The 23027-nt window shown below is 74.0% G+C and carries 19 protein-coding genes and 1 pseudogene; 5 read left to right on the forward strand and 15 right to left on the reverse strand.

Annotated elements, in window-relative coordinates; all coding sequences use genetic code 11:
* Nucleotides 1-72 precede the first annotated feature (72 nt).
* From C4U44_RS29835 to hrcA, 4 genes are all read right to left on the reverse strand, one after another.
* A complete protein-coding gene (locus C4U44_RS29835) occupies nt 73-816 on the reverse strand; it encodes a 16S rRNA (uracil(1498)-N(3))-methyltransferase (RefSeq protein WP_103889158.1) in 744 nt (247 codons plus the stop codon).
* Nucleotides 813-1877, reverse strand: a complete 1065-nt coding sequence (locus C4U44_RS29840; RefSeq protein ID WP_103889159.1) for a nitronate monooxygenase — start codon at nt 1875-1877, stop codon at nt 813-815. The genes C4U44_RS29835 and C4U44_RS29840 overlap by 4 nt, the downstream gene beginning before the upstream one ends.
* A gap of 213 nt (nt 1878-2090) precedes the next feature.
* Nucleotides 2091-3227, reverse strand: coding sequence for a molecular chaperone DnaJ (gene dnaJ / locus C4U44_RS29845; protein WP_103889160.1), 1137 nt, complete (start codon nt 3225-3227; stop codon nt 2091-2093).
* Nucleotides 3228-4244: a heat-inducible transcriptional repressor HrcA gene (gene hrcA / locus C4U44_RS29850; protein WP_103889161.1), complete on the reverse strand. Its 1017-nt coding sequence runs from the start codon at nt 4242-4244 to the stop codon at nt 3228-3230. It abuts the gene before it with no gap.
* A 235-nt stretch (nt 4245-4479) separates the two neighbouring features.
* On the opposite strand from hrcA, the gene C4U44_RS29855 reads away from it, so the two are divergent.
* Nucleotides 4480-5199, forward strand: coding sequence for an MBL fold metallo-hydrolase (locus C4U44_RS29855; protein WP_103889162.1), 720 nt, complete (start codon nt 4480-4482; stop codon nt 5197-5199).
* A 286-nt stretch (nt 5200-5485) separates the two neighbouring features.
* Nucleotides 5486-6316: a DUF3097 domain-containing protein gene (locus tag C4U44_RS29860; RefSeq protein ID WP_103889163.1), complete on the forward strand. Its 831-nt coding sequence runs from the start codon at nt 5486-5488 to the stop codon at nt 6314-6316.
* A 30-nt stretch (nt 6317-6346) separates the two neighbouring features.
* Here the strand turns inward: C4U44_RS29860 and hemW are convergent, their stop codons facing one another.
* From hemW to lepA, 3 genes are all read right to left on the reverse strand, one after another.
* Nucleotides 6347-7579, reverse strand: a complete 1233-nt coding sequence (gene hemW, locus C4U44_RS29865) for a radical SAM family heme chaperone HemW (RefSeq protein WP_103889164.1) — start codon at nt 7577-7579, stop codon at nt 6347-6349.
* Between the two features lie 121 nt (nt 7580-7700).
* The gene (locus C4U44_RS29870) at nt 7701-9584 is read right to left on the reverse strand and encodes an AMP-dependent synthetase/ligase (protein ID WP_103889165.1); all 1884 of its coding nucleotides are present in this window, start codon (nt 9582-9584) and stop codon (nt 7701-7703) included.
* 152 nt (nt 9585-9736) lie between these two features.
* Nucleotides 9737-11587: a translation elongation factor 4 gene (lepA, locus tag C4U44_RS29875; protein WP_103889273.1), complete on the reverse strand. Its 1851-nt coding sequence runs from the start codon at nt 11585-11587 to the stop codon at nt 9737-9739.
* Between the two features lie 344 nt (nt 11588-11931).
* On the opposite strand from lepA, the gene rpsT reads away from it, so the two are divergent.
* Nucleotides 11932-12198, forward strand: coding sequence for a 30S ribosomal protein S20 (rpsT, locus tag C4U44_RS29880; protein WP_103889166.1), 267 nt, complete (start codon nt 11932-11934; stop codon nt 12196-12198).
* A gap of 323 nt (nt 12199-12521) precedes the next feature.
* A complete protein-coding gene (locus tag C4U44_RS29890) occupies nt 12522-13397 on the forward strand; it encodes a hypothetical protein (protein WP_235032458.1) in 876 nt (291 codons plus the stop codon).
* A 31-nt stretch (nt 13398-13428) separates the two neighbouring features.
* Here the strand turns inward: C4U44_RS29890 and holA are convergent, their stop codons facing one another.
* A complete protein-coding gene (gene holA / locus C4U44_RS29895) occupies nt 13429-14415 on the reverse strand; it encodes a DNA polymerase III subunit delta (protein WP_103889167.1) in 987 nt (328 codons plus the stop codon).
* A gap of 127 nt (nt 14416-14542) precedes the next feature.
* Here holA and C4U44_RS29900 point away from each other — a divergent pair, with 127 nt between their 5' ends.
* Complete coding sequence (locus C4U44_RS29900; protein WP_103889168.1) at nt 14543-14788, forward strand: hypothetical protein; 246 nt, start codon at nt 14543-14545, stop codon at nt 14786-14788.
* Nucleotides 14789-15010: 222 nt separating this feature from the next.
* On the opposite strand, the pseudogene C4U44_RS43700 reads toward C4U44_RS29900, so the two are convergent.
* From C4U44_RS43700 to C4U44_RS29935, 7 genes and pseudogenes are all read right to left on the reverse strand, one after another.
* A pseudogene (locus C4U44_RS43700) lies at nt 15011-15319 on the reverse strand (GNAT family N-acetyltransferase); the annotation flags it as partial.
* 75 nt (nt 15320-15394) lie between these two features.
* A complete protein-coding gene (locus C4U44_RS29910; RefSeq protein WP_103889169.1) occupies nt 15395-16717 on the reverse strand; it encodes an MFS transporter in 1323 nt (440 codons plus the stop codon).
* Nucleotides 16714-17349, reverse strand: coding sequence for a winged helix-turn-helix domain-containing protein (locus C4U44_RS29915; RefSeq protein WP_235032460.1), 636 nt, complete (start codon nt 17347-17349; stop codon nt 16714-16716). The genes C4U44_RS29910 and C4U44_RS29915 overlap by 4 nt, the downstream gene beginning before the upstream one ends.
* A gap of 58 nt (nt 17350-17407) precedes the next feature.
* On the reverse strand, nt 17408-19942 hold the full coding sequence (locus tag C4U44_RS29920; protein WP_103889275.1) for a ComEC/Rec2 family competence protein: 2535 nt from the start codon (nt 19940-19942) through the stop codon (nt 17408-17410).
* A gap of 140 nt (nt 19943-20082) precedes the next feature.
* Nucleotides 20083-21015: a ComEA family DNA-binding protein gene (locus C4U44_RS29925; RefSeq protein ID WP_103889171.1), complete on the reverse strand. Its 933-nt coding sequence runs from the start codon at nt 21013-21015 to the stop codon at nt 20083-20085.
* Nucleotides 21016-21139: 124 nt separating this feature from the next.
* Nucleotides 21140-22165, reverse strand: coding sequence for a DegV family protein (locus C4U44_RS29930; protein ID WP_103889172.1), 1026 nt, complete (start codon nt 22163-22165; stop codon nt 21140-21142).
* A 130-nt stretch (nt 22166-22295) separates the two neighbouring features.
* Entirely contained in the window at nt 22296-22865 is a 570-nt protein-coding gene (locus tag C4U44_RS29935; RefSeq protein WP_103889173.1) for a hypothetical protein, read from the reverse strand.
* Nucleotides 22866-23027 lie beyond the last annotated feature (162 nt).

The raw sequence follows: 23027 nt of genomic DNA on the forward strand, positions 1-23027 counted from the left end.
CCACCTGCTCGACCCGCTCCCCCGCATGACCACGGGCCCTACGGCCCCTGCCCGGCCCGGACGCGCCGTCCCTTACCCCCACCGGCACGTCCGGGCCATCAACACGGAGACCGCCGCCACGCCCGCCGTCGAGGTGCGCAGCACCGTCGGCCCGAGCCGGTAGGACGCCGCGCCCGCCTCCGCGAACAGCGCCAACTCCTCCGGCGCGACGCCCCCTTCGGGACCGACCACCAGCACCACCGAGCCGGTCGCGGGCAGTTCGGCGCCGGCCAGCGGGGCGCTTCCCTCCTCGTGCAGCACCGCCGCGAAGTCCGCCTCGGCCAGCAGCGCGCAGAGCTGACGCGTCGTCACCTGCTCGGCGACCGGCGGGAACCGCAGCCGCCGCGCCTGCTTGGCCGCCTCCCGGGCCGTGGAACGCCACTTCGCCAGCGACTTGGCGCCGCGCTCGCCGCGCCACTGGGTGACGCAGCGGGCCGCCGCCCACGGCACGACGGCGTCCACCCCGGCCTCGGTCATGGTCTCCACGGCCAGCTCGCCGCGGTCGCCCTTCGGCAGCGCCTGGACGACGGTGACCGTCACGGCCGGCTCCGGCTCGGTCCGCAGCTCGCGGACCTCGACGGTCAGCGCGTCCTTGCCCGTGACCTCGCCCACCACCCCGATCGCGCCGCGCCCGGCGCCGTCGGTGAGCACGATCTCCTCGCCGGCCTGGAGCCGCCGCACCGCGACCGCGTGCCGCCCCTCGGCGCCGTCGAGCCGCACCCGGGCCGGGGAGCCGTCGAGCGCCTGCGGCCCGACCAGGAAGACCGGCGCGGTCATGCGCGGGCCTCCTCGGCGGCGTGCATCTCGGCGACCAGGGTCTCCACCAGCGCGCCGGCCGACAACTCCCGGGCCAGCCGGTGGCCCTGCCCGGCCCACAGCGCCATCGCCTGCGGGTCGCCGAGATCGGCGGCCGCCCGGCGGACCGGCAGGGTGAGGTGGTGCAGTTGCGGATACCCCGCCGGGGCGTAGCGGCCGTGTTCACGGATGAAGCGGTTGACCAGGCCGCGCGCGGGGCGACCGGTGAAGGCGCGGGTCAACTCGGTGCGCGCGTACACCGGGTCGGTGAGCGCCTGCTTGTGCAGGGCGGGCGCGCCGGACTCCGGGCAGACCAGGAACGCGGTGCCGAGCGCGGCCGCGCCGGCGCCCGCGGCGAGCACCGCGGTGATCTGCTCGCCGCGCATCAGCCCGCCGGCGGCGATGATCGGCAGCCGCACCACCTCGCGGACCTGCGTGATCAGCGACAGCAGCCCGATCCCGGCGCCGTCGAGCTGCGGGTCGTCGCGGTGGCTGCCCTGATGCCCGCCGGCCTCGACGCCCTGCACGCACACGGCGTCCGCCCCGGCCCACTGCGCGGCCAGCGCCTCGGCGGGTGTGGTGACGGTGACGACGGTGTACGTGCCGGCCTTCGTGAACGCCTCCAGCACGGCCCGCTCGGGGCAGCCGAAGGTGAAGCTCACCATCGGCACCGGGTCCTCCAGCAGGATCGCCACCTTGGCCTCGTACCCGTCGTCGGAGCCGGCCTCCGGGTCACCGAGCGCCGTCGCGTACCAGGCGGCCTCGCCGGACAGCTGCTCCGCGTAGACCTCGACCGCGGACGGGTCGACGGTGCCGGGCTGCGGCATGAAGAGGTTCACCCCGAACGGCTGCGAGGTGTGGTCCCGCAGTTGCCGGATCTCCTGGTACATCGCCTCGGACGTCTTGTACCCGGCGGCCAGGAAGCCGAGGCCGCCCGCGCCCGCCACGGCCGCCGCCAACCGCGGGTTGGACGCGCCGCCGGCCATCGGAGCCTGCACGATCGGGTACGTCGAGAAGGAGGAGAGATCGGTCAACGCGGACATGGCGTCATCGTGTCACGTAGGGTGCGGCGACCTGCGACGCGGGGTGCGCGGGGGCGGGACACCGCCCCCGGCGGCGGGCCGCCCGCGCCCCGCCGGGCACGCAGCGGCAGAGCGGTCCGCCCCGGCGGCGCGTGGTGGACCACCGCGGGGCACCCGGACCGCCCGGACCGGCGCGACCCGGACCACCCGGCCACCCCGGACCGCGGCCCTGGCCTACCGCCCGTTGAACGCGTCCTTCAGCCGGGAGAACAGCCCCTGCTGCCCGGGCGCGAACTGCCCGGTGGGACGCTCCTCGCCGCGCAGCTTCGCCAGCCGCCGCAGGAGATCCTCCTGGTCGGCGTCGAGCTTGTGCGGGGTGACCACCTCGACGTGCACGATGAGGTCGCCGCGCCCGCCACCGCGCAGGTGGGTGATGCCGCGCTGGTGCAGCGGGATCGACTGGCCGGACTGGGTGCCGGGCCGCACGTCGACCTCCTCCAGGCCGTCGAGCGTCTCCAGCGGGCACTTGGTGCCGAGCGCGGCCGCGGTCATCGGGATGGTCACGGTGCAGTGCAGGTCGTCACCGCGGCGCTGGAAGACGGCGTGCGGCAGCTCGCGGATCTCCACGTACAGGTCGCCGGCCGGGCCGCCGCCGGGGCCGACCTCGCCCTCGCCCGCCAGCTGGATCCTGGTGCCGTTGTCGACGCCGGCCGGGATCTTCACCGTCAGGGTGCGCCGCGAGCGCACCCGGCCGTCGCCCGCGCACTCCGGGCACGGGGTGGGCACCACGGTGCCGAAGCCCTGGCACTGCGGGCACGGCCGCGAGGTCATGACCTGGCCGAGGAAGGACCGGGTGACCTGGGAGACCTCGCCGCGGCCGCGGCACATGTCGCAGGTCTGCGCGGAGGTGCCGGGCGCGGCCCCCTCGCCGTTGCAGGTGCCGCAGGTGACCGCGGTGTCCACCTGGATGTCCTTGGTGGTGCCGAACGCGGCTTCGTCCAGCTCGATCTCCAGCCGGATCATCGCGTCCTGGCCGCGCCGGGTGCGCGAGCGCGGGCCGCGCTGCGAGGACTGCCCGAAGAAGGCGTCCATGATGTCGCTGAAGTTGCCGAAGCCCGCGCCGAAGCCGCCCGCGCCGCCACCTCCGCCCGCGGCCGACAGCGGATCGCCACCGAGGTCGTAGACCTGCTTCTTCTGCGGATCGGAGAGGACCTCGTAGGCCGCGTTGATCTCCTTGAACCGCTCCTGCGTCTTCGGGTCCGGGTTGACGTCCGGGTGCAGTTCGCGAGCGAGGCGGCGGAAGGCCTTCTTGATCTCGTCCGGGCCCGCGTCGCGGCGTACGCCGAGTACGGCGTAGTAGTCCGTGGCCACCTACGACTCCGCCAGGATCTGTCCGACGTAACGTGCCACTGCGCGTACCGCTCCCATCGTTCCGGGGTAGTCCATGCGGGTCGGTCCGACCACGCCTAGCTTGGCGACTGCCTCGTCGCCCGAACCGTAGCCGACCGCCACCACGGAGGTGGAATTGAGGCCCTCGTGAAAATTCTCATGCCCGATCCGGACGGTCATGGTGCCGTCGGCGGTCTCCCCGAGGAGCTTGAGGAGCACCATCTGCTCCTCGAGCGCTTCGAGCACCGGCCGGATCGTGAGCGGGAAGTCGTGGTGGAAGCGGGTCAGGTTGGCCGCGCCGCCGAGCATGATCCGCTCCTCCTTCTCCTCGACGAGGGTTTCCAGGAGGGTGGCGAGCACCGTGCCGACCGACGGGCGGTCGTCGGGGTCGAAGCCGTCCGCCATGTCCTGCACCCTCGGCGCCACCTCGGAGAAACGGCTGCCGGTGACCCGGCTGTTGAGCCGGGCGCGCAGGTCCGCGAGGACCGTCTCGCCGACCGGACCCGGGCAGTCGATGATGCGCTGCTCGACCCGGCCGGTGTCGGTGATCAGCACCAGCATCACCCGGGCCGGCGCCAGCGACAGCAGCTCCACGTGCCGCACCGAGGAACGGGTCAGCGACGGGTACTGCACGACGGCGACCTGCCGGGTGACCTGCGCCAGCAGCCGGACGGTGCGGGCCACCACGTCGTCGAGGTCGACGGCGCCCTCGAGGAAGTTCTGGATCGCGCGGCGCTCGGCGCCCGACAGCGGCTTGACGCCGGCGAGCTTGTCCACGAAGAGCCGGTAGCCCTTGTCGGTGGGGATGCGGCCGGCGCTGGTGTGGGGCTGCGCGATGTAGCCCTCCTCCTCCAGCACCGCCATGTCGTTGCGCACGGTGGCCGGGGAGACCCCCAGCGAGTGCCGCTCGGTCAGCGCCTTCGACCCGACGGGCTCCTCGGTGCCGACGTAATCCTGAACGATGGCACGCAGCACTTCCAGCCGGCGTTCGCTCAGCATCGCGCACCTCCAACCCGGTCCAGGCCCTCTGGCCTGGCACTCGTCAGTTTCGAGTGCCAGCGCTCCCGCAGCCAGTGTACGGCGCTGCGGCAAGGGCTCGGCAAGAGTGACAGCGATACGGCGTCATGCGGCGGGCGGTACGAGCGATACGCGCGGTACGTACGGTGTTGCGCGCGGTGGTTCGGCCCGCGGGGTCCGGCACGCGGGACGGCGGGCGCGGCGATAGCGTCGTCCCGTGGGCGATGCGGAGGACGACCGGTCGGTATGGGAACAGCTCGCGCCGGGGGTCGCCCGGTGCCGGCTGCCGCACCTCGACGTGACGATCGGGCTCGTGGTCGGCGCGGAGGGGGTCCTGCTCGTCGACACCGGGTCCACGCTGCGCGAAGGGGCGCGGCTGCGCGCCCGGGTCGAGGCGCTCACCGGCCGCGGGGTCACCCATGTCGTGCTCACCCACGGGCACTTCGACCACGTCTTCGGCGCGGCGGCCTTCCCGGAGGCGACGGTGTACGGGCACCGCGGGCTGGCGGGCCATCTGCGGCGCGAGGGGGACGCGCTGCGTGCGGACGCGGTCGCGCACGGGACCGACCCCGAGGAGGCGGCCGGGGCGGCCGCGGCTCTCCGGTACCCGGACCGGCTCGTCGCCGAGCGGCTCGCCCTCGACCTCGGGGGGCGGCCGGTGCTCCTCGTCCATCCCGGCCCCGGGCACACCGGCCACGATCTCGTCGTGCACGTCCCCGGGGCCACCGCGAGTGATCCCGGGGTCGTCTTCTGCGGGGACCTGGTCGAGGAGTCGGGGGAGCCCCAGGCGGGCCACGACGCCTTTCCCGCGGCCTGGCCCGCCACCCTCGAGGTGGTGCTCGCGCTCGGCGGGGAGACGGCCCGCTACGTCCCCGGGCACGGTGCGGTGGTCGACGCCCGCTACGTTCGCGCGCAGCGCGACCAGTTGACCCCCTAGGCTGCCCCGTCCCGCCGGTCGAGGGACCACCCGCCGGTGGGTGGCTTGTCGCGCAGTTCCCCGCGCCCCTTGGGGGTGACCCTCTTCCCGCGGAGGAACCGCACATACCCAGGGGCGCGGGGAACTGCGCGCTCAGCAGACCACCGGGGCGCGGGCGCACACGCACCCCAGCCGGGGCGGCGCCTCGAAGGGGCGCGGGGGACGGCGCGACGAGCCACGGCGGACGGGTGGTCCCTCGGGCGGGAGGTCCACCCACTTCGGGGGGTCAGGCCCTACGATCATCCGCATGCGCAGCCGGAGTTACGACCCTGACCTGACGCCGCCGTGGAAGAAGTCGGGCCCGGTGCCCGAGGTGGCCGCGGACCGGGACCTCGTGGTGGAAGAGGTGAGCACGGGGTTCTGCGGAGCCGTGGTCCGGGTGGAGAAGACCGCCGAGGGCCTGACCGTGACCCTGGAGGACCGGCACGGAAAACTGCGGGTCTTCCCGATGGCACCGCGCGGTTTCATGATCGACGGCAGGACCGTCACCCTCGTCCGCCCGCGCGCCGCCGCCCCGGCGCCGCGCGGCCCGCTGCTGTCCGCCTCGGGCTCCATCGCAGTGCAGGGCGCGAAGGCGCGGGTCGCCCGCGCCGGGCGGATCTACGTCGAGGGCCGCCACGACGCGGAACTGGTGGAGCGGGTGTGGGGCCACGACCTGCGGGTCGAGGGCGTGGTCGTGGAGTACCTGGAGGGCGTCGACGACCTGCCCGCCATCGTCTCGGCGTTCCAACCCGGCCCGGACGCCCGCCTCGGGGTGCTGGTCGACCACCTGGTGCCGGGGTCGAAGGAGTCCCGTATCGCGGCGTCGGTGAGCGGGGACGACGTCCTGGTCGTCGGGCACCCGTACATCGACGTGTGGGAGGCGGTGAAGCCGTCGTCGGTCGGCATTCCCGGCTGGCCCCGGGTGCCGCGCGGGGAGGACTGGAAGACCGGCGTGTGCCGGGCGCTGGGCTGGTCGGCGATGAGCACCGGTGAGGCGTGGCAGCGCATCCTGGCGTCGGTGGCGTCGTACAAGGATCTCGAACCGGAGCTGCTGGGAGCCGTGGAGCACCTGATCGACTTCGTCACCGCACCGTAGCGGCGGTGCGCCGGAACGGGACCGGGTCCGTCAGTCGACCAGGTCCCTGACCACCGCGTCGGCCAGCAGCCGGCCGCGCAGGGTGAGGACCGCGCGGCCCTCAGCGTAAGGGACGGGCTCCAGGAGACCGTCCCTTACCGCCCGCGCGGCGGCCTTCGCGCCCGCCTCCGCGAGGATGTCCAGCGGGCAGCCGTCGGCGAGCCGCAGTTCCAGCAGGACGCGCTCCACCCGGCGGTCCTCGGCGCCCAGCACCTCCCGGCCCACTCCGGGGGTGCGCCCCTCGGCGAGGGCCTGCGCGTAGGCGCCCGGGTGCTTGGCGTTCCACCAGCGCACCCCGCCGACGTGGCTGTGCGCGCCCGGCCCGGCGCCCCACCAGTCCGCGCCGGTCCAGTACAGCTCGTTGTGGCGGCAGCGCGCGGCGGGGTCGGTGGCCCAGTTCGAGACCTCGTACCAGGAGAAGCCGGCGGCCGACAGCCGCTCCTCGGCGATCAGGTAGCGGTCGGCGTGCACGTCGTCGTCGGTCATCGGCACCTCGCCGCGCCTGATCCGGCGGGCCAGCCCGGTGCCCTCCTCCACGATCAGCGCGTACGCCGAGACGTGGTCGGGCCCGGCGCCGATCGCCGCGTCCAGCGACGCGTGCCAGTCCTGGTCGCTCTCCCCGGGGGTGCCGTAGATCAGGTCGAGGTTCACGTGGTCGAACCCGGCGGCGCGGGCCTCGGCGACGCACGCCTCGGGGCGCCCGGGGGTGTGGGTGCGGTCCAGCACCTGGAGGACGTGCTGCCGGGCGCTCTGCATGCCGAAGGACATCCGGTTGAAGCCCGCGGCCCGCAGCTCGGCGAGGTAGGCCGGGTCGACGGACTCCGGGTTCGCCTCCGTGGTCACCTCGGCGTCCGGGGCGAGCCCGAACTCCGACCGGACCGCGGCGAGCATCCGGCCGAGGTCGGCGGCCGGCAGCAGCGTGGGGGTTCCGCCGCCGACGAACACGGTGCTGACCTGCCGGGGGTCGTCACCCAGCACCTTCCGCGCCAGCCGCACCTCCTCCGCCAGCGCCTCCGCGTAGTTCTCCCGCGACGCCAGCACCCCGCCCGAACTTCTCAGCTCGCTCGCGGTGTACGTGTTGAAGTCGCAGTACCCGCACCGCGTGGCGCAGTACGGCACGTGCAGGTAGAACCCGAGGGGGCGGGCGGCGGCGCCCTCGAACGCGGAGGGCGGCAGCGCACCGTCCGCGGGTACGGGTTCCCCCTCGGGGAGTACGGAAGGCATCCCCCCAGTATCCCGCGCCCGCGACCGTTCGGTGCCCACCCACCTAGGCGGCTACCGGGACGGGAGCACCGGCACCACCAGGGGCGCGGGTTCCTCGCCGCGGGAGCCCCGGGCGGAGCCGTTATGCCTCGCGGGAGCCCGCGTACATCTCCTCGATGAGAGGCGCGAAGGCCCGCTCGACGACCGGCCGCTTGAGTTTGAGGCTGGGGGTCAGGTCGCCGTGCTCGATGTCCAGGTCGCGCGGGAGGACCCGGAACCGGCGGATCTGCTGCCAGCGCTGCAGGCCCGCGTTGACCTCGCTGACGAATCCGTCGATGAGCTCGCGGACCTGCTCGGTGGCGACGACCTCGGCGTAGCTCTTGCCGCCCAGGCCGTTCTCCTCCGCCCAGCCGAGGATCGTCGGCTCGTCGAGGGCGAGCAGCGCCGTACAGAAGTTGCGCCCGCCGCCGATCACCAGGACGTTGCTGATGAACGGGCACACCGCCTTGAACTGCCCCTCGACCTCGGCGGGCGAGATGTACTTGCCGCCCGAGGTCTTGATCAGGTCCTTCTTGCGGTCGGTGATCTTCAGGAAGCCGTCGGGCGACAGCTCGCCGATGTCACCGGTGTGGAACCACCCGTCGGGCTCCAGCACCTCCGCGGTCTGCTCCGGCAGGCCGTGGTAGCCCTGCATGATGCCGGGGCCGCGCAGCAGGATCTCGCCGTCCTCGCCGATCCGGACCTCCAGGCCGGGCAGCGCCTTGCCGACGGTGCCGGTGCGATAGGACTCGCCGGGGTTGACGAAGCTGGCCGCGCTGGACTCGGTGAGGCCGTAGCCCTCCAGGATGTGGATGCCGGCGCCGGCGAAGAAGTAGCCGATGTCGGGAGCGAGCGCCGCCGAACCGGACACGCAGGCGCGCAGCCGGCCGCCGAACGCCTCCCGCAGCTTGGAGTAGACCAGCCGGTCGGCGACCGCGTGCTTGGTCCGCAGCGACACCGGCACCGTGGGGGCGCCGGTCAGCCGCATGCTGTTCTGCGACGCCTTGGCGTACTCGCGGGCGACCTGCGCGGCCCACTGGAAGATCTTGTACTTCGCGCCGCCGCCCTCGCGGGCCTTGGCGGCGACCCCGTTGTAGACCTTCTCGAAGATCCGCGGCACCGCGGCCATGTAGGTGGGCTGCACCACCGGCAGGTTCTCGATGATCTTGTCGACCCGGCCGTCCACGGCGGTGACGTGCCCGACGGTGATGTGACCGGCGGTGAGCACCTTGCCGAAGACGTGCGCCAGCGGCAGCCACAGGTACTGCACGTCGTTCTCGTCGAGCAGGCCGACCGCGTCGATGGCGCGGGCCATGTACGCCCACGCGTCGTGCGGCAGGCGCACGCCCTTGGGGCGGCCGGTGGTGCCGGAGGTGTAGATGAGCGTGGCGAGCTGGTCGCGGGTCAGCGCGGCGACGGCGTCGGTGACGGCCGCCGGGTGCTGCTCCAGGTAGGCGGCGCCGCGCTTCTCCAGGTCGGCGAGGGACAGCACCCATCCGTCGCCGCCGGCGTCGACCGCGCCCGCCGGGTCGATCACCACGACGTGCGCGAGTTCCGGCAGCTCGGCGCGGCGCTCGCGGGCCTTGGCCAGCTGGCCGGCGTCCTCGGCGATCAGCACCCGGCTGCCGGAGTCGGCCAGGATGAACGCGGTCTCGTCGGCGTTGGTCGACGGGTACACGGTCGTGGTGGCCGCGCCCGCGCACAGCACGCCGAGGTCCGACAGGATCCAGTCGACCGAGGTGTTCGCGGCGATGGCCACCCGCTCCTCGGGGCGCACCCCGAGGTCCATCAGACCGGCGGCGATGGCGTACACCCGGGTCGCGGCCTGCCCCCAGGTGAGCGAGCGCCAGCCGTCGGGGCCCGAGCCGGACGCGGGAGGTACCGGCATGCGGTACGCCTCGGCATCCGGTGTCGCGTCGACCCGCTCCAGGAAGAGCGTGGCCACGGAAGGCGGCCGATTCTCGATCAACGTCTGTGTGTCGGTCACGACAACCTCCGGGCCCGAGCGGCGTTCTTAACTCACCAGTAACCTATCCGCGATCAGGGTAGAGGCCCAGCGCCCGGCACGTAAGGGGGAACGGGCGGCGGGTCGAAAACCGTGACCCGCCGCGCGTAAACCCGCCGCCCGGCCCGGACGGACTACTTCTTCGCCTTGGCCTCACCCTCGGAGTCGGTGGACAGCACCGCGATGAAGGCCTCCTGGGGCACCTCCACGTTGCCGACCATCTTCATCCGCTTCTTGCCCTCCTTCTGCTTCTCCAGCAGCTTGCGCTTGCGGGAGATGTCGCCGCCGTAGCACTTCGCGAGGACATCCTTGCGGATCGCGCGCACCGTCTCGCGGGCGATCACCCGCGCACCGATCGCGGCCTGGATGGGCACCTCGAAGTTCTGCCGCGGGATGAGCGCGCGCAGCTTCCCGACCAGCCGCACCCCGTAGGCGTACGCCTTCTCCTTGTGGGTGATCGCGGAGAACGCGTCGACCTTGTCGCCGTGCAGCAGGATGTCGACCTTGACCAGGTCGGCGCTCTGCTCGCCGGTGGGCTCGTAGTCCAGCGACGCGTAGCCGCGGGTCTTGGACTTGAGCTGGTCGAAGAAGTCGAAGACGATCTCGGCGAGCGGCAGGGTGTAGCGGATCTCCACCCGGTCCTCGGAGAGGTAGTCCATGCCGAGCAGCGAGCCGCGCCGGTTCTGGCACAGCTCCATGATCGCGCCGATGAACTCGGTGGGGGCGAGCACGGTGGCGCGCACCACCGGCTCGTGCACCTCGGCGATCTTGCCCTCGGGGAACTCGCTGGGGTTGGTGACGATGTGCTCGGCGCCGTCCTCCATCGTCACGCGGTAGACCACGTTGGGCGCGGTGGCGATCAGGTCGAGGCCGAACTCGCGCTCCAGCCGCTCCCGGATCACGTCCAGGTGCAGCAGCCCGAGGAAGCCGACCCGGAAGCCGAAGCCCAGGGCCGCGGAGGTCTCGGGCTCGTAGACCAGCGCCGCGTCGTTGAGCTGCAGCTTGTCCAGGGCCTCGCGCAGCTCGGGGTAGTCGGAGCCGTCCAGCGGGTACAGGCCGGAGAACACCATCGGCTTGGGGTCCTTGTAGCCGCCCAGCGCCTCGGTGGCCCCGGCGGACTGGGTGGTGATCGTGTCACCGACCTTGGACTGCCGGACGTCCTTCACCCCGGTGATCAGGTAGCCGACCTCGCCGACCGCCAGGCCGTCCGCGGGAAGCATCTCCGGGGAGTTGGTGCCGATCTCCAGCAGCTCGTGGACCGCGCCGGTGGACATCATCCGGATCCGCTCGCGCTTGGTGAGCTGCCCGTCGATCACCCGGACGTAGGTGACCACGCCGCGGTAGGAGTCGTAGACGGAGTCGAAGATCATCGCGCGGGCGGGGGCGTCGGCGACGCCGACCGGGGCGGGCACGTCCCGCACCACCCGGTCCAGCAGCGCGTCCACGCCGACGCCGGTCTTGGCCGAGACCCGCAGCACGTCGGCGGGGTCGCAGCCGATCAGGTTGGCCAGCTCGTCGGCGAACTTCTCCGGCTGCGCGGCGGGCAGGTCGATCTTGTTGAGCACCGGGACGATGGTGAGGTCGTTCTCCATCGCGAGGTAGAGGTTGGCGAGGGTCTGCGCCTCGATCCCCTGGGCCGCGTCGACCAGCAGGACGGTGCCCTCGCAGGCGGCCAGCGAGCGCGACACCTCGTAGGTGAAGTCGACGTGGCCGGGGGTGTCGATCATGTTCAGGATGTGGGTGCGGCCCTGGCCGTCGCCGGTGGTCGGCGCCCACGGCAGCCGGACGGCCTGCGACTTGATGGTGATGCCGCGCTCGCGCTCGATGTCCATCCGGTCGAGGTACTGGGCGCGCATCTGCCGCTGGTCGACGACACCGGTGAGCTGGAGCATCCGGTCGGCCAGCGTCGACTTGCCGTGGTCGATGTGGGCGATGATGCAGAAGTTCCTGATCAGCGCCGGGTCGGTACGGCTCGGCGCCGGCACGTCGTGCGGCAGAGGGGAAGGGGTCGCGGGCACGCGGGGTCCAGTTTCTTGAGAACGTGAGGATCGTGGGAACGTGATCGAGGGCGCGTTGCGTGGCTGGCTGGTGCGGGACGGGCGGGCTGGCGGTGCTTGCGGTCGGGCGTGACGTGCGGTCGGGCCGGCTGCTGACCGGCCACGGTGTCCTCCATAATCCCACGACCCCGGCCCGGCCACGGTTTGGGAGCGCCCGTGCGCTGCTGGTAGTCTGGACCGCTGCGTCTCGTGCCCTCTACCCGAGGCGCGCACCCTGGTAGACACGCCACCGGTACAAGCCGGCGGCCAGACGAACCTGAGAAGGCTCTTTCGTGGCGAACATCAAGTCCCAGATCAAGCGCAACAAGACCAACGAGAAGGCGCGCCTGCGCAACAAGGCCGTCAAGTCCGAGCTGAAGACCGCGATCCGCCGCACCCGCGAGGCCGTCGCGGCCGGTGACAGCGCGAAGGCCGACGCCGCCGCGCGCGCCGCCGCCAAGAAGCTCGACAAGGCCGTCAGCAAGGGCGTCATCCACAAGAACCAGGCCGCCAACAAGAAGTCGGCGCTGGCCCAGTCGGTCTCCGCGCTCGAGGGCTGATCACCCGCACCACCCTGTTCCACGGTCGTCACCCGACCCGCTCCGCATCGGAGCGGCCCGACGGTACGACCCGCGTCACGGATCGCGGCATCGCCGGCAACCGGACCCAGCGGCCCCTCTACCGCCCGGACCGGCACGGCCCCGACCCAGTGCGCCGCACGCGGACGTTCGCCACGTGCCTGCGGCGCCCGACGTACTCCGAGAGCCCGCCCTGGTCCGCCCGGGCGGGCTCTCGTGCGTCCGGTCCCGGGGCCGTCACGGGTCCGTACGCGTTCGGTGACCGCCCGTGGCCGCGGGGGTACGGCTGCCGATATTCTCGCCGCATGTCGACGCCGCCCGAGCAGCCGAACCCCAACCCCTACCAGCAGCCCGCCCCCGGCCAGAACCCGGTCCCGATATCGCAGCAGCCGACGCAGATCGGCGGGTACGGCACGCCGGTGCCGGCGCAGCACAATCCCTACGCCCAGGGCGGGCCGTACGGGCAGCCGGGTGCCGGGCAGCCGGGGATGGGACAGCCGGGGCAGCCGCCGGCGCCGGGGTACTACGCGCAGCCGGGGATGCCGGGGATGCCGGGGACGCCGGGGACGTCCGGCGGGGCCGGGCGGGCGGTGCTGTGGGCGGTGGTGGGCGCCGTGGTGGCGTCCGCGCTGTGGGGCGGCGGGGTGCTGCTGCTCGGCAAGAGCTCCTCGGACAAGCCCGACCTGCGCGGCTACACGGTCAAGGACAACCTCTGCGAGACCGCGGACCTCTCGGCGTTCAAGTCCACCTATCCGAAGGACGACGACGACCCGACGAAGTACGCCGCCAAGACCCCGACGCTGGACGAGATGTACTGCGACGAGGGCCTGGAGAAGGACGACTCGACCTACTCCGACGCCTACCTCTACGTGCAGGTGGACCTGCACAAGAAGACCGACCCGTCCGGCGAGTTCGCCGACAGCTGGCGCGGCTACACCCAGCATGACAGCGACTACAAGGTGACCCCGGTCAAGGGCTACGGCGACGAGGCGTACCTCGTCACCGACGACACCTCCACCAGCCCGTACGTGACGCTCGCGGTCCGCGACGGCTGGATGACCTACACCATGCAGTGGAGCGCGTTCGGCAGCAGCTCCTCGGACTCGGACATCCCCTCGGCCGACGAGGCGAAGCAGTGGGTGCTCCAGGCGACGAAGGCGACGCTGCCGAAGCTGAAGTAGCGGGACCGGAGGGGGTCGGGCGGGAGCCGGATCAGGCGCGCGAGCGGGCGGCTCGGGCGATGGTGACCACGGCCCGCTCCAGGGCGTAGGCGGGGTCGGCGGCGCCGCCCTTGACCGCGGCGTCGGCGTCGGCGACCGCGCGCAGGGCCACCGAGACGCCGTCCGCGGACCAGCCGCGCATCTGCTGCCTGACCCGGTCGATCTTCCACGGCGGCATGCCGAGGTCGCGGGCGAGCTGGCCCGGGTTGGCGCCCCGGGGCGCGGACGCGAGCTTGCCGATCGACCGCACCCCCGAGGCCAGCGCGAAGGTGATGCCGGGCAGCGGCTGGCCGACCGACAGCGCCCAGCGCAGCCGCTCCAGCGCTTCGGCGGCCCGCCCGGTGACCGCGAGGTCGGCCACCTCGAAACCGGTCGCCTCAGCCCGCCCGGTGTAGTAGCGGGCGACCACGTCGACATCGATGGTGCCGTCCACGTCGGCGGTCAACTGGGCGCAGGCGCTGGCGAGTTCCCGCAGATCGCTGCCGATGGAGTCGACCAGCGCCTGGGCCGCCTCCGGTGTCGCGGAGCGGCCGAGCGTGCGGAACTCCTGCCGCACGAACCCGAGCCGGTCGGCCGGCTTGGTCATCTTCGGGCAGGCCACCTCGCGCGCCCCGGCCTTGCGGGCGGCTTCCAGCAGCGCCTTGCCCTTGGCCCCGCCGGCATGCAGGAGCACCAGGATGATCTCCTCGGCGGGCGCGGCCAGATACGCCTTGATGTCCTTGACGCTGTCCGCCGAGACGTCCTGCGCGTTGCGCACCACGATCACCTTGCGCTCGGCGAACAGCGACGGGCTGGTCAGCTCCGCGAGCGTGCCCGGCTGCACCGCCTCGGGCGGCAGGTCCCGCACGTCGGTGTCGGGGTCGGTGGCCCTGGCCGCGGTCACCACCTCGCGCACCGCGCGGTCCAGCAGCAGGTCCTCCTGGCCCACGGCGAGGGTCAGCGGGGCGAGTACGTCGTCTGAAGCGGTCTTCCTGGCCATTGCCGACCAGCATCCCACGCGCCACCGACAGCCCGGTCCGCATCCCCTCCGGCGACGCCGGGCGGGGGCCGAGTGGGCGGGCCGGGCCGGATGCGGCCCGCTGCGGGCGCTCGGGCACAATGCCGGGGTGAGCGACGTACGACATGTCCTGGTGCTGCCCGAGCGCGACGCGGCCGAGGAGGTCGCCGAACTCCTCTCCGACCGCTTCGACCTTCCCGGCGAGCCACGCGTCCTGCGGGACGCGCTGGCCGGGGAGGACGACGCCGAGGACGCGCAGTGGCTGGTGGTCGTCGAGGACGCCGGCGACCTGCTCGACCCGGCCGCACTGGACGAGATGGCCGGACGGCTCGGCGGCTGGCTGGAGGAGCAGTAGCCGCGGGCGTTCCGCAGAACCGGTCGGAGGGCCGGTCGGAGGGGCCGGTCGGAGCAGCCGCTCCAGGGTCAGCTCGTCGTGCAGGGGGATGCCGTACTCGCCGCTCAGCGGGATGGACGGCTTCACCGCTCGCGCCTCGTCCACCGCCCCGGGGGCGACATCGACGATCCGCAGCCCACGGCGCTGGTAGAACCGCAGCGCGTCCAGGTTGTCGTTCGTGGTGACCAGCCGGATGCGTCGCACGCCGGCCTGCCGGGCGACCCCGGTGGCAGCGGCCAGCAGGGAACTGCCGACGCCCCTGCGCCGCACGACCGCGTCCAGCGACACGATCTCCAGTTCCTCGTCCGAGACGGCGTAGGTGAGCAGGCCGACGATCCGCCCGTCCTGCTCGGCCAGCAGGGCCGGAAGCCTTGAAGCGTCGTGGGCCGTCGCGTGAACCACGATCGTCGTCCCGCCCCAGGACGAGGTGAGCAGGTCGGCGATCGCCTCGCGATGCGCGGCCGTGGCGGGCCTGACGTGGAGATCCCCCATTCAGCGAACCGTAGCCCGAACAGGCCGTCCCGGCCCGGAGGTTCGGCATCAGCGCCACCACCTCCGACCCGCGTCCTACGGCCCGGCCGGCACCGCGGCGGGGGCCGGCGACGGGTCCGGGTCGGTGACCGGGTCCTGGGCCTTCGGCGGGAGGGCGTGCATCCGCGGGACGGGCGAGGGCAGCAGCCACAGCACGCAGAGCACGCCGCCGACGGTGGCCAGCCACAGGGTGGGCCGCAGCCCGAGGGTGCTGCCCAGGAGGCCGCCGGTCAGCGCACCGAGCGGGCGCATGCCGTAGTTGACCGTCTGCCACGCCCCGCTGATCCGGGAGCGCAGCGCGTTGGGCGTCAGGGCGGCCTGCAGCGACCCGCTGGCTATGTCCAGCAGCATCACGCCGACACCGGAGAGGAACTCCGCGGCGAAGAACGCCGCGAGGATCACCACCTTCGGTCCGCCCGCCAACGGCACCAGGACGAGCGGCGCGGGAAATCCGAAGTAGCCGAGCAGGACGGTACGGCCGACGCCGAGCACGCGTACCAGCCGGCCGGCGAAGACCGCGCCGAGCACGCCGCCGATCGCCCCGGCTCCGAGCACCACACCCAGCGTGCCCGCGTTCAGGCCGAGTTGCCGCACCGCGTAGAGCAGGACCAGGGCGTGGAAGATGTAGTTGAAGAAGTTCACCGTGGCCGCCGCCAGCAGCAGGGCGCGCAGCGACCGGGAGCGGGCGAGGTAGCGCAGCCCCACCAGGAGCTGCCCCTTGCCCCGGCGCGCCGCCGGGGGCTCCGCGGGCGTGATCCGGCCCAGCAGCAGCGCCGAGACCACGTACGACACCGCGTCCACGAGCAGCGCGAACGGCGCGGCGAGCACCTGCACCAGCAGCCCGCCCACGCTGGGGCCGGCCATGAACGAGAAGGCGCTGCTCCCGTTCGTCAGCGACTTGCCCTCCACGTACTGCTCGGGTGCGACCAGCGACACGAAGAGGGCGGCGTTGCTGACCGCGAAGACGACGCCGAGGGTGCCGACGGCGAACGCCACCGCGTAGAGCTGGACCATGGTCAGCCGGCCGAACGCGTAGGCGAGCGGCACCGACGCCATCAGGACGGCCCGGGCCAGGTCGGCGGCGATCATCACCTGCCGGCGCCGGCCCCGGCCGTCCACCCACGCGCCGGCGACCAGCGAGAACAGCAGCGCCGGCAGCACGGCGGCCATCGAGAGCCAGCCCATCTGGGCCGCGTCGGCGTGCAGGATGAGCACCTCGGAGAGCGGCAGGACCAGGAAGGTGACCTGGTCCCCGAGTTGGGAGACGGTCTGGCCGGTCCAGTAGCGGCGGAAGGACCGCTCCCGCAGCAGCTCCGGCGCCCGCGCGGCGACCGCCCGCACGGCCGAGGCGGCGCTCACGACTCCTCCTCCCCGGGCTCCGGCCGTCCGTCGCCGCCCACCGGCGGCTCCGCCTCCGGGGCGACGTAGGCGACCTGGAGGATCGGGACCCGGCGGGCCCCCTCCGGGCGACGGGACGGATCGGCACCGCGGTCGTCGAACTCCGCGACCAGCGCGGTCATCCGCTCGCTCAGCATCTTCAGCTCGTCCGGAGTGAGGTAGAGCGTCCGGTCGGAGAACTGCTCGACCTCCTTCCACTCCCGCGGCAGTTCCCCGCGCGTCTCCAGTGCCCTGGTCATCCGGTGGAAGTAGTTCTCCGCCACGGCCAGGGTCAGCGCCTCTGCCGCGGCTGCGACCGCCGGATCCTCCGAGTAGGTCGGCCAGTCGGTGAACTGGGCCGTCGCCCGCCACGGCTTCTCCCGGCCCGGCCCCGCCGGATCGGCCTCCTCCACCAGGCCGTACTTGGCGAGTATCCGCAGGTGGTACGAGCAACTGGCGACGGACTCCCCCGTCAGCTCCGCCGCCCGGGTCGCCGTCAGCGGCCCCTCCCGCCGCAGCAGGCCGGACAGCGCCATCCGCGTCGGATGCGCGTACGCCCGCAGCGCGCGGGGATCGGTGAGCTGGACCTTGGACTGCATCGGCTTCTCCGGCATGTATGTAAAGGTATCTTTAGAAAGAAGCGCATACAAGGGTTCCTTGCTAAACAACTCTTTATATGTTCGGGGACCTGGGCGGAGGCCGCCCGGCGGGGTCCGCGTGCCGCGGGACGAACGAGGTCCGCAACTCCGCCGGGGTGTCCCCGCTGACCGCGATCGGCCCGTCCAGGTCGGTGCGCAGGACCACGGCGCCGAGCGCGCGCAGCGCGGCGACCGTACGCAGCGCGGGATGGCCGTAGGGGTTGCCCGCACCGACGCTGATCAGCGCGAGGCGCGGATGGACCCGGGCGAGCAGCGCGGGTTCCTGGTACGCCGAACCGTGGTGCGCCACCTTCAGCACGTCCACCCGCGGCAACCCGGGCTCCTCCGCCAGCACTTGGGCCTGCACGTCGGGCTCCAGGTCGCCCATCAGCAGCAGGGTCAGGCCCGCGTCCCTGACCAGCAGCGCGATGCTCGCGTCGTTGGGCTCCCCGGCCGGCAGGGCCGCCCCGGCCTCGGCGGTCGGGCCCGGTGCGGGCCACAGGGTGCGCCAGGACAGCGGGCCCACCGCACGCTCCTCCCCCGGCACCACCCGCCGGATCGGCACCCCGGCACTCGCGGCCTCCCGCCGGACCCGGGCGACCTGGCCGGGTGGGTCGTCCAGCAGGGTCGTCTCGATCGCGCCCACCCGGCGGCCGCGCAGCGCCCCGGGCAGACCGTCGACATGATCGGCGTGGAAGTGGGTCAGGATCAGCAGCGGGATCGAGGTCACCCGCAGGTCGCGCAGACAGCGGTCGACCGGGGCCGGGTCGGGGCCGGTGTCCACCACGACCGCGGATCCCGGGCCGGTGGACAGCGCCAGCGCGTCCCCCTGACCGACGTCGCACATCGCGAAACGCCAGTCCCCGGGCGGCCAGGCCGCCGTGATCCGCGGCAGCGGCACCGGGCGGACCAGAGCGAGCAGCAACGCGACCGCGGCGCCCGCGCACACCCACGGACGGCGGGCCAGGCTCCGCCCGCAGACCGCCGCCGCGGCCGTGACCAGCGCGAGCAGGGCCGCTCCCGGCCAGCCGCCCGGCCAGGCGATCTCGGCACCCGGAAGGGCCGCGCCATGCCGCGCCACGGAGGCGATCCAGCGCGCCGGCCAGCCCGCCAGCCAGGCCAGGGCGCGGGCCACCGCCGGTGCCGGCGGGGCCGTGACTAGCGCACCGAACCCCAGCACCGTGGCGGGACCGACGGCCGGCTCGGCCAGCAGGTTGCAGGGCACCGCGACCAGGCTCAGCCGCGCCGAGAGCAACGCGATCACCGGTCCGCAGGCCGCCTGCGCGGCAGCCGCCGCGGCCAGCGCCTCCGCCAGGCGCGGCGGCAGGCCGTGCCGCCGGAGGGCCGCGGCCCAGGGCGGCGCCAGCGTCAGCAGCGAACCGGTGGCGAGCACCGACAGCGCGAACCCGTAGGAACAGGCCAACTCCGGTTCGTACAGCACCAGGAGCAGCACCGCCGCGGCCAGTGCGGGAAGCAGCGACCGGCGCCGGCCCGTGCCGACCGCCAGCAGGGTGATCAGACCGCACGCCGCTGCCCGCAGCACGCTCGGGCTCGGCCGGCAGACCAGGACGAAGGCGGCGGTGAGCGAGGCGCCGAGCAGTGCGGTCCAGCGCAGCGGCAGGCCGAGCCGGGCGGCCAGGCCACGCCGCTCCACGCGCGTGGCCAGACCCGGCGGGCCGATCAGCAGGATCAGCACGATCGTCAGGTTGGCGCCGGACACGGCGGTCAGGTGGGCGAGGTCGGTGGCTTTGAACGCCTCCGCCAGGTCCTCCGGCAGCCCTGCCGTGTCCCCCACGACCAGGCCGGGGAGCAGGGCGCGGGCGTCCTCGGGCAGCGGCTCCGCCGCCTTGCGCAGCCCGGCACGCAGCCCCGCGGCCAGACGCTGCGGGCCCGTCGGCGGGCCGGTGATCCGCGGAGCGCCGCGCACCCGCAGCAGCGCGGCGGTCTGTCCCCGGTCGTCCGGCACGAAGCGTGCGGTGGCGGTCAGCCGGGTCGACGGGACCAGGAGCAGCCAGCGGTCGGCGGCGCCCGTCGCCATCACCACCACCGGCGTACGCAGCCGGGTCAGGCCCACCCGCTCGATCGTGGCCGGCACGACCACCACCGAGTGGGGCGCTCCTGGCTCCGCCTCGGACGGGTCGCCCGTCACCCTCAGCACCACGCTCGCGGTCGCCCGGTGACGGGCGAGGGACGCCACCGGGCCGCGGGTCAGGTCGGCGCGCTCCAGGCCGGCGGCCATCGCGGCGACCGCCGCGCACAGCGTCATCGCGAGCGCGGCAGGCAGCAGGCCGGCCCATCTGCGGCCACGGAACGACGCCACCACGGCCGCTCCGGTGACGGCCGCACCCAACGCCACCGACGACGCGACCACCGGGGCCGCCCCCACCGCCGGCACCGCCGCCGCGGCGCCCCACGCGGCCAACGCCGGTCCCACCAGCCGGAGATCGGGCGGGCCCTCCTGCCGAGGGTTGGCCGCGCCGAGCCGGGAGGCGGCGGCCGCGTGCACCGCCGCTCGGTCACCGCCAGAGCCCGTCCCTGCGGCGCCGCCAGGGTGGTCCGGCCGCAGCATGTCCTCCGGCCCGCCCGTCTCTACGCCGCCCGCCGACGGCGGTCCGGCACCGCCGGTCCCGATCGCGCGGGTCACCCCGGTGGGGCGCCGTCGCGGCAGCGGCACGGGGGCGGCCGGTCCCCCTGGCCGCCGCGGCGGGGTCATGGCGCGACCAGGGGCTGGAGGGTGGCGAACCGGCGGGGCCCGATGCCCGGGATCTGCTGGAGCTGCCCGGGAGAGGTGAACGCCCCGTGCTGGGTGCGGTAGGTGAGGATGCGCTGCGCGGTGACGGGGCCGACACCGGGGAGGGCGTCGAGTTGGGGCTCGGTGGCGGTGTTGAGGTGGAGCGGCGATGCGGGGCTGCCACCGGAGGCGGCGGCACCGGCGGAGGTGCCCGTACCCGCGTCCGCGGTGGACGGGGGCGGGGCGATGCCGACGAGGATCTGCTCGCCGTCCGCGAGGGGGCGGGCCAGGTTGAGGGCGGTGGTGTCGGTGCCGGGCAGGGGGCCGCCGGCGGCGGTGAGGGCGTCGGCGACCCGGGCGCCCTTGCGGAGGTGGCGCAACCCGGGCCGGGCGACCTTGCCCGCGATGTCGACGGTGAGTTCGGGAGGAGGCGGCGGCGAGGCGGAGGGAGGTGCGGCAGCGATCGCCGGCGGCGGGGGCACTCGGACGCTGCGGGGCCGGCCCGCCCAGTAGTGCTGGACGGCGAGCCCGGCCGCGACGACAAGGACGACGCCGAGCGCCAGCACCGTTTTCAGCTCCAGCCCGCACCGCACGAAGAGCCACGCGCGCATCCGGCCGAGCGGGCCGGTGCCGAAGACGGGCGCCCCCGCGACCGGCGGGGCGAGCCGTGGCGCGTCCGCCCGCGCCGCACCCGGTGGCCCTTCCCGCGCCGTGCCGAAGATCGCCGCGGCGCGCTCACGCGCCGCGGCCGCACCGGCCTGCGCACCACCCGAGCGGATCGGACCCGCCGCACCGGCCGAGCCGCCGGCACGGCCACGCGCGTCGCGCCCCGACGAAGAAGGCCCCGGTGCTTCCGACGCTTCCGGCCGGTCCAGGGAGTTGAGCGAATCCAGCGAGTCCAAGAGGTCCATGACTCGATGCTGGCCCGGCGCCACCCCCCGGAACGATCTTGGTCCCGATCTGTGGACAACTCACCGGCTGTGGATAACTTCGCCACACGTGTGGGTGACGCGCGCCCCGCGCGTCCTCGCCGGCTCAGCGCGGCGACACCACGACCCCGAGCAACCCCGGCCCGGCATGCGCCCCGATCACCGCGCCCACCTCGCTCACCACCAGCTCCCCCAGCCCGGGCACGCGCGGCCGCAGCCGCTCCGCGAGAGCCGCGGCACGGTCGGCCGCACCCAGGTGGTGCACCGCGAGGTCCACCCGTCCCACCCCCGCCGCACCCTCGGCGGCAGCCGAACCCGCGGCCCCCGAACCGACGGCACCTGAACCCACCGAGCCCACACCCCCAACGCCCGTACCCGCGACGCCCGTACCCGCTCCGGCCGGGACACCCGCCCCCGCGGAAGCGACCACACCCGCAGGAACACCCGTCGGACCACCCACCGCCGCCCCCGCGCACTCCACCACGATCTCCTCGAGCCGGATGATCGCCCTGGACGCCGTCCGCACCTTCTCCAGCAGCTCGATCCGCCCGTCCGACAGCCGCAGCAGCGGCTTCACCGCGAGCGCGGAGCCGAAGAGGGCCTGGGCGGCGCCGATCCGGCCGCCGCGGCGCAGGTAGTCCAACGTGTCCACGTAGAAGAAGGCGGAGGTGCGGGCGGCACGGCGCTCCGCGGCCGCCACGACGTCGTCCATGCTGCCGCCGGCCTCCGCGGCCTCGGCGGCGGCCAGGACGGTGAAGCCGAGCGCCATCGCGACCATGCCGGTGTCGACGACCCGGACCGGGACCGGTGCCTCCTTCGCGGCGACGGTCGCGGCGTCGTACGTCCCGGAGAAGTCCGCGGACAGGTGCAGCGAGACGATCGCGTCGGCGCCCCCCGCCGCTGCCGCCTCGTACGCCGCGGTGAACTCGGCCGGACTCGGCCGGGAGGTCGTGACCGGGCGGCGGCGCTGGAGGGCGCGGGCCACCGCCGGCGCCGAGATGTCGGTGCCCTCCTCGAAGGCCTCGTCGTCGATCACCACGGTGAGGGGTACCAGGCTTATGGCGTGGCGGTTCAGGGCCTGCGGGCTCAGGTAGGCCGTGGAGTCCGTGACGATGGCGACGTGCGGGGGCATGCCCGGAGGTTACCGGGGTGGAGCGGGAAGAGGCACGTCGGGACCTGGCCGGGCACGCCGCCCGGCGCGATGGAGGACGCGGTTGACGACGCCGTGGACGGGCCCGGCCGCCCCCGCCGGAAGTGCGACGTCACTGGTCGGGCAGGGCCTTCTTCCCGCCGGGCGGAGGGAGCGGCTCCCAGTGCCGGAGCGCGGTCGCCTCGATGTCGATGTCCCGGGTGAGGGAGGCGAGATCGTCGCCGGTGGCGTGGTGGACGCGGTCCTGCGCGGCCCAGCGGAGGGCGTCGGCGGAGTGGGTGATGCGGTGGGTGCGTTCGGTGAGGGCGGGGAGCTGCGCCGCGACGCGGGCCCGGTCCGGCTCGCGCTCCAGGAGCTTGAGTTCGCCGTCGAGGGTGCGCGCGTGGTCGTTGAGGCGGTCGAGGAGTTTTGCGGCCTCGGGGAGGTCGGCGCGGTCCATCGCCTCGAAGGTGCTGTCGATGGAGGTGCGCAGGTCGAGGCGGAGCTGGGTGAGGGCGCCGATGTCGCCGGGCTGCGCGAACCGGCGGGCCCGCAGCCGCTGGTCCTCGATGACCCGGCGGGCGTGGGCGGTGCGCCGCTCGACTCCGTGCTTCACGGCGCGGGTGGTCTTCACGATCGCCACGGTGGCGAGCGTCGCGAAGATCAGGAAGAACAGCAGCGCGATGATGCCGACGGTCTCCACGGGCAGCGCCTCCGATCGCGGGCCACCGGCCCGTTCAGGGCCTGCTTCCACGGTAATGCCTGGCGGCGGGCTGGGGGGCCGGTCCGGCCCCCCAGCCCGCCCGGGCTCTCCCCCTAGGGGAGCCGGCGCCGTGCCCGGGTACACGGCGCCCTCACGTCACGG

It is taken from the genome of Actinacidiphila yanglinensis (genome assembly GCF_900107965.1).
GTDB classification, from domain to species: domain Bacteria; phylum Actinomycetota; class Actinomycetes; order Streptomycetales; family Streptomycetaceae; genus Actinacidiphila; species Actinacidiphila yanglinensis.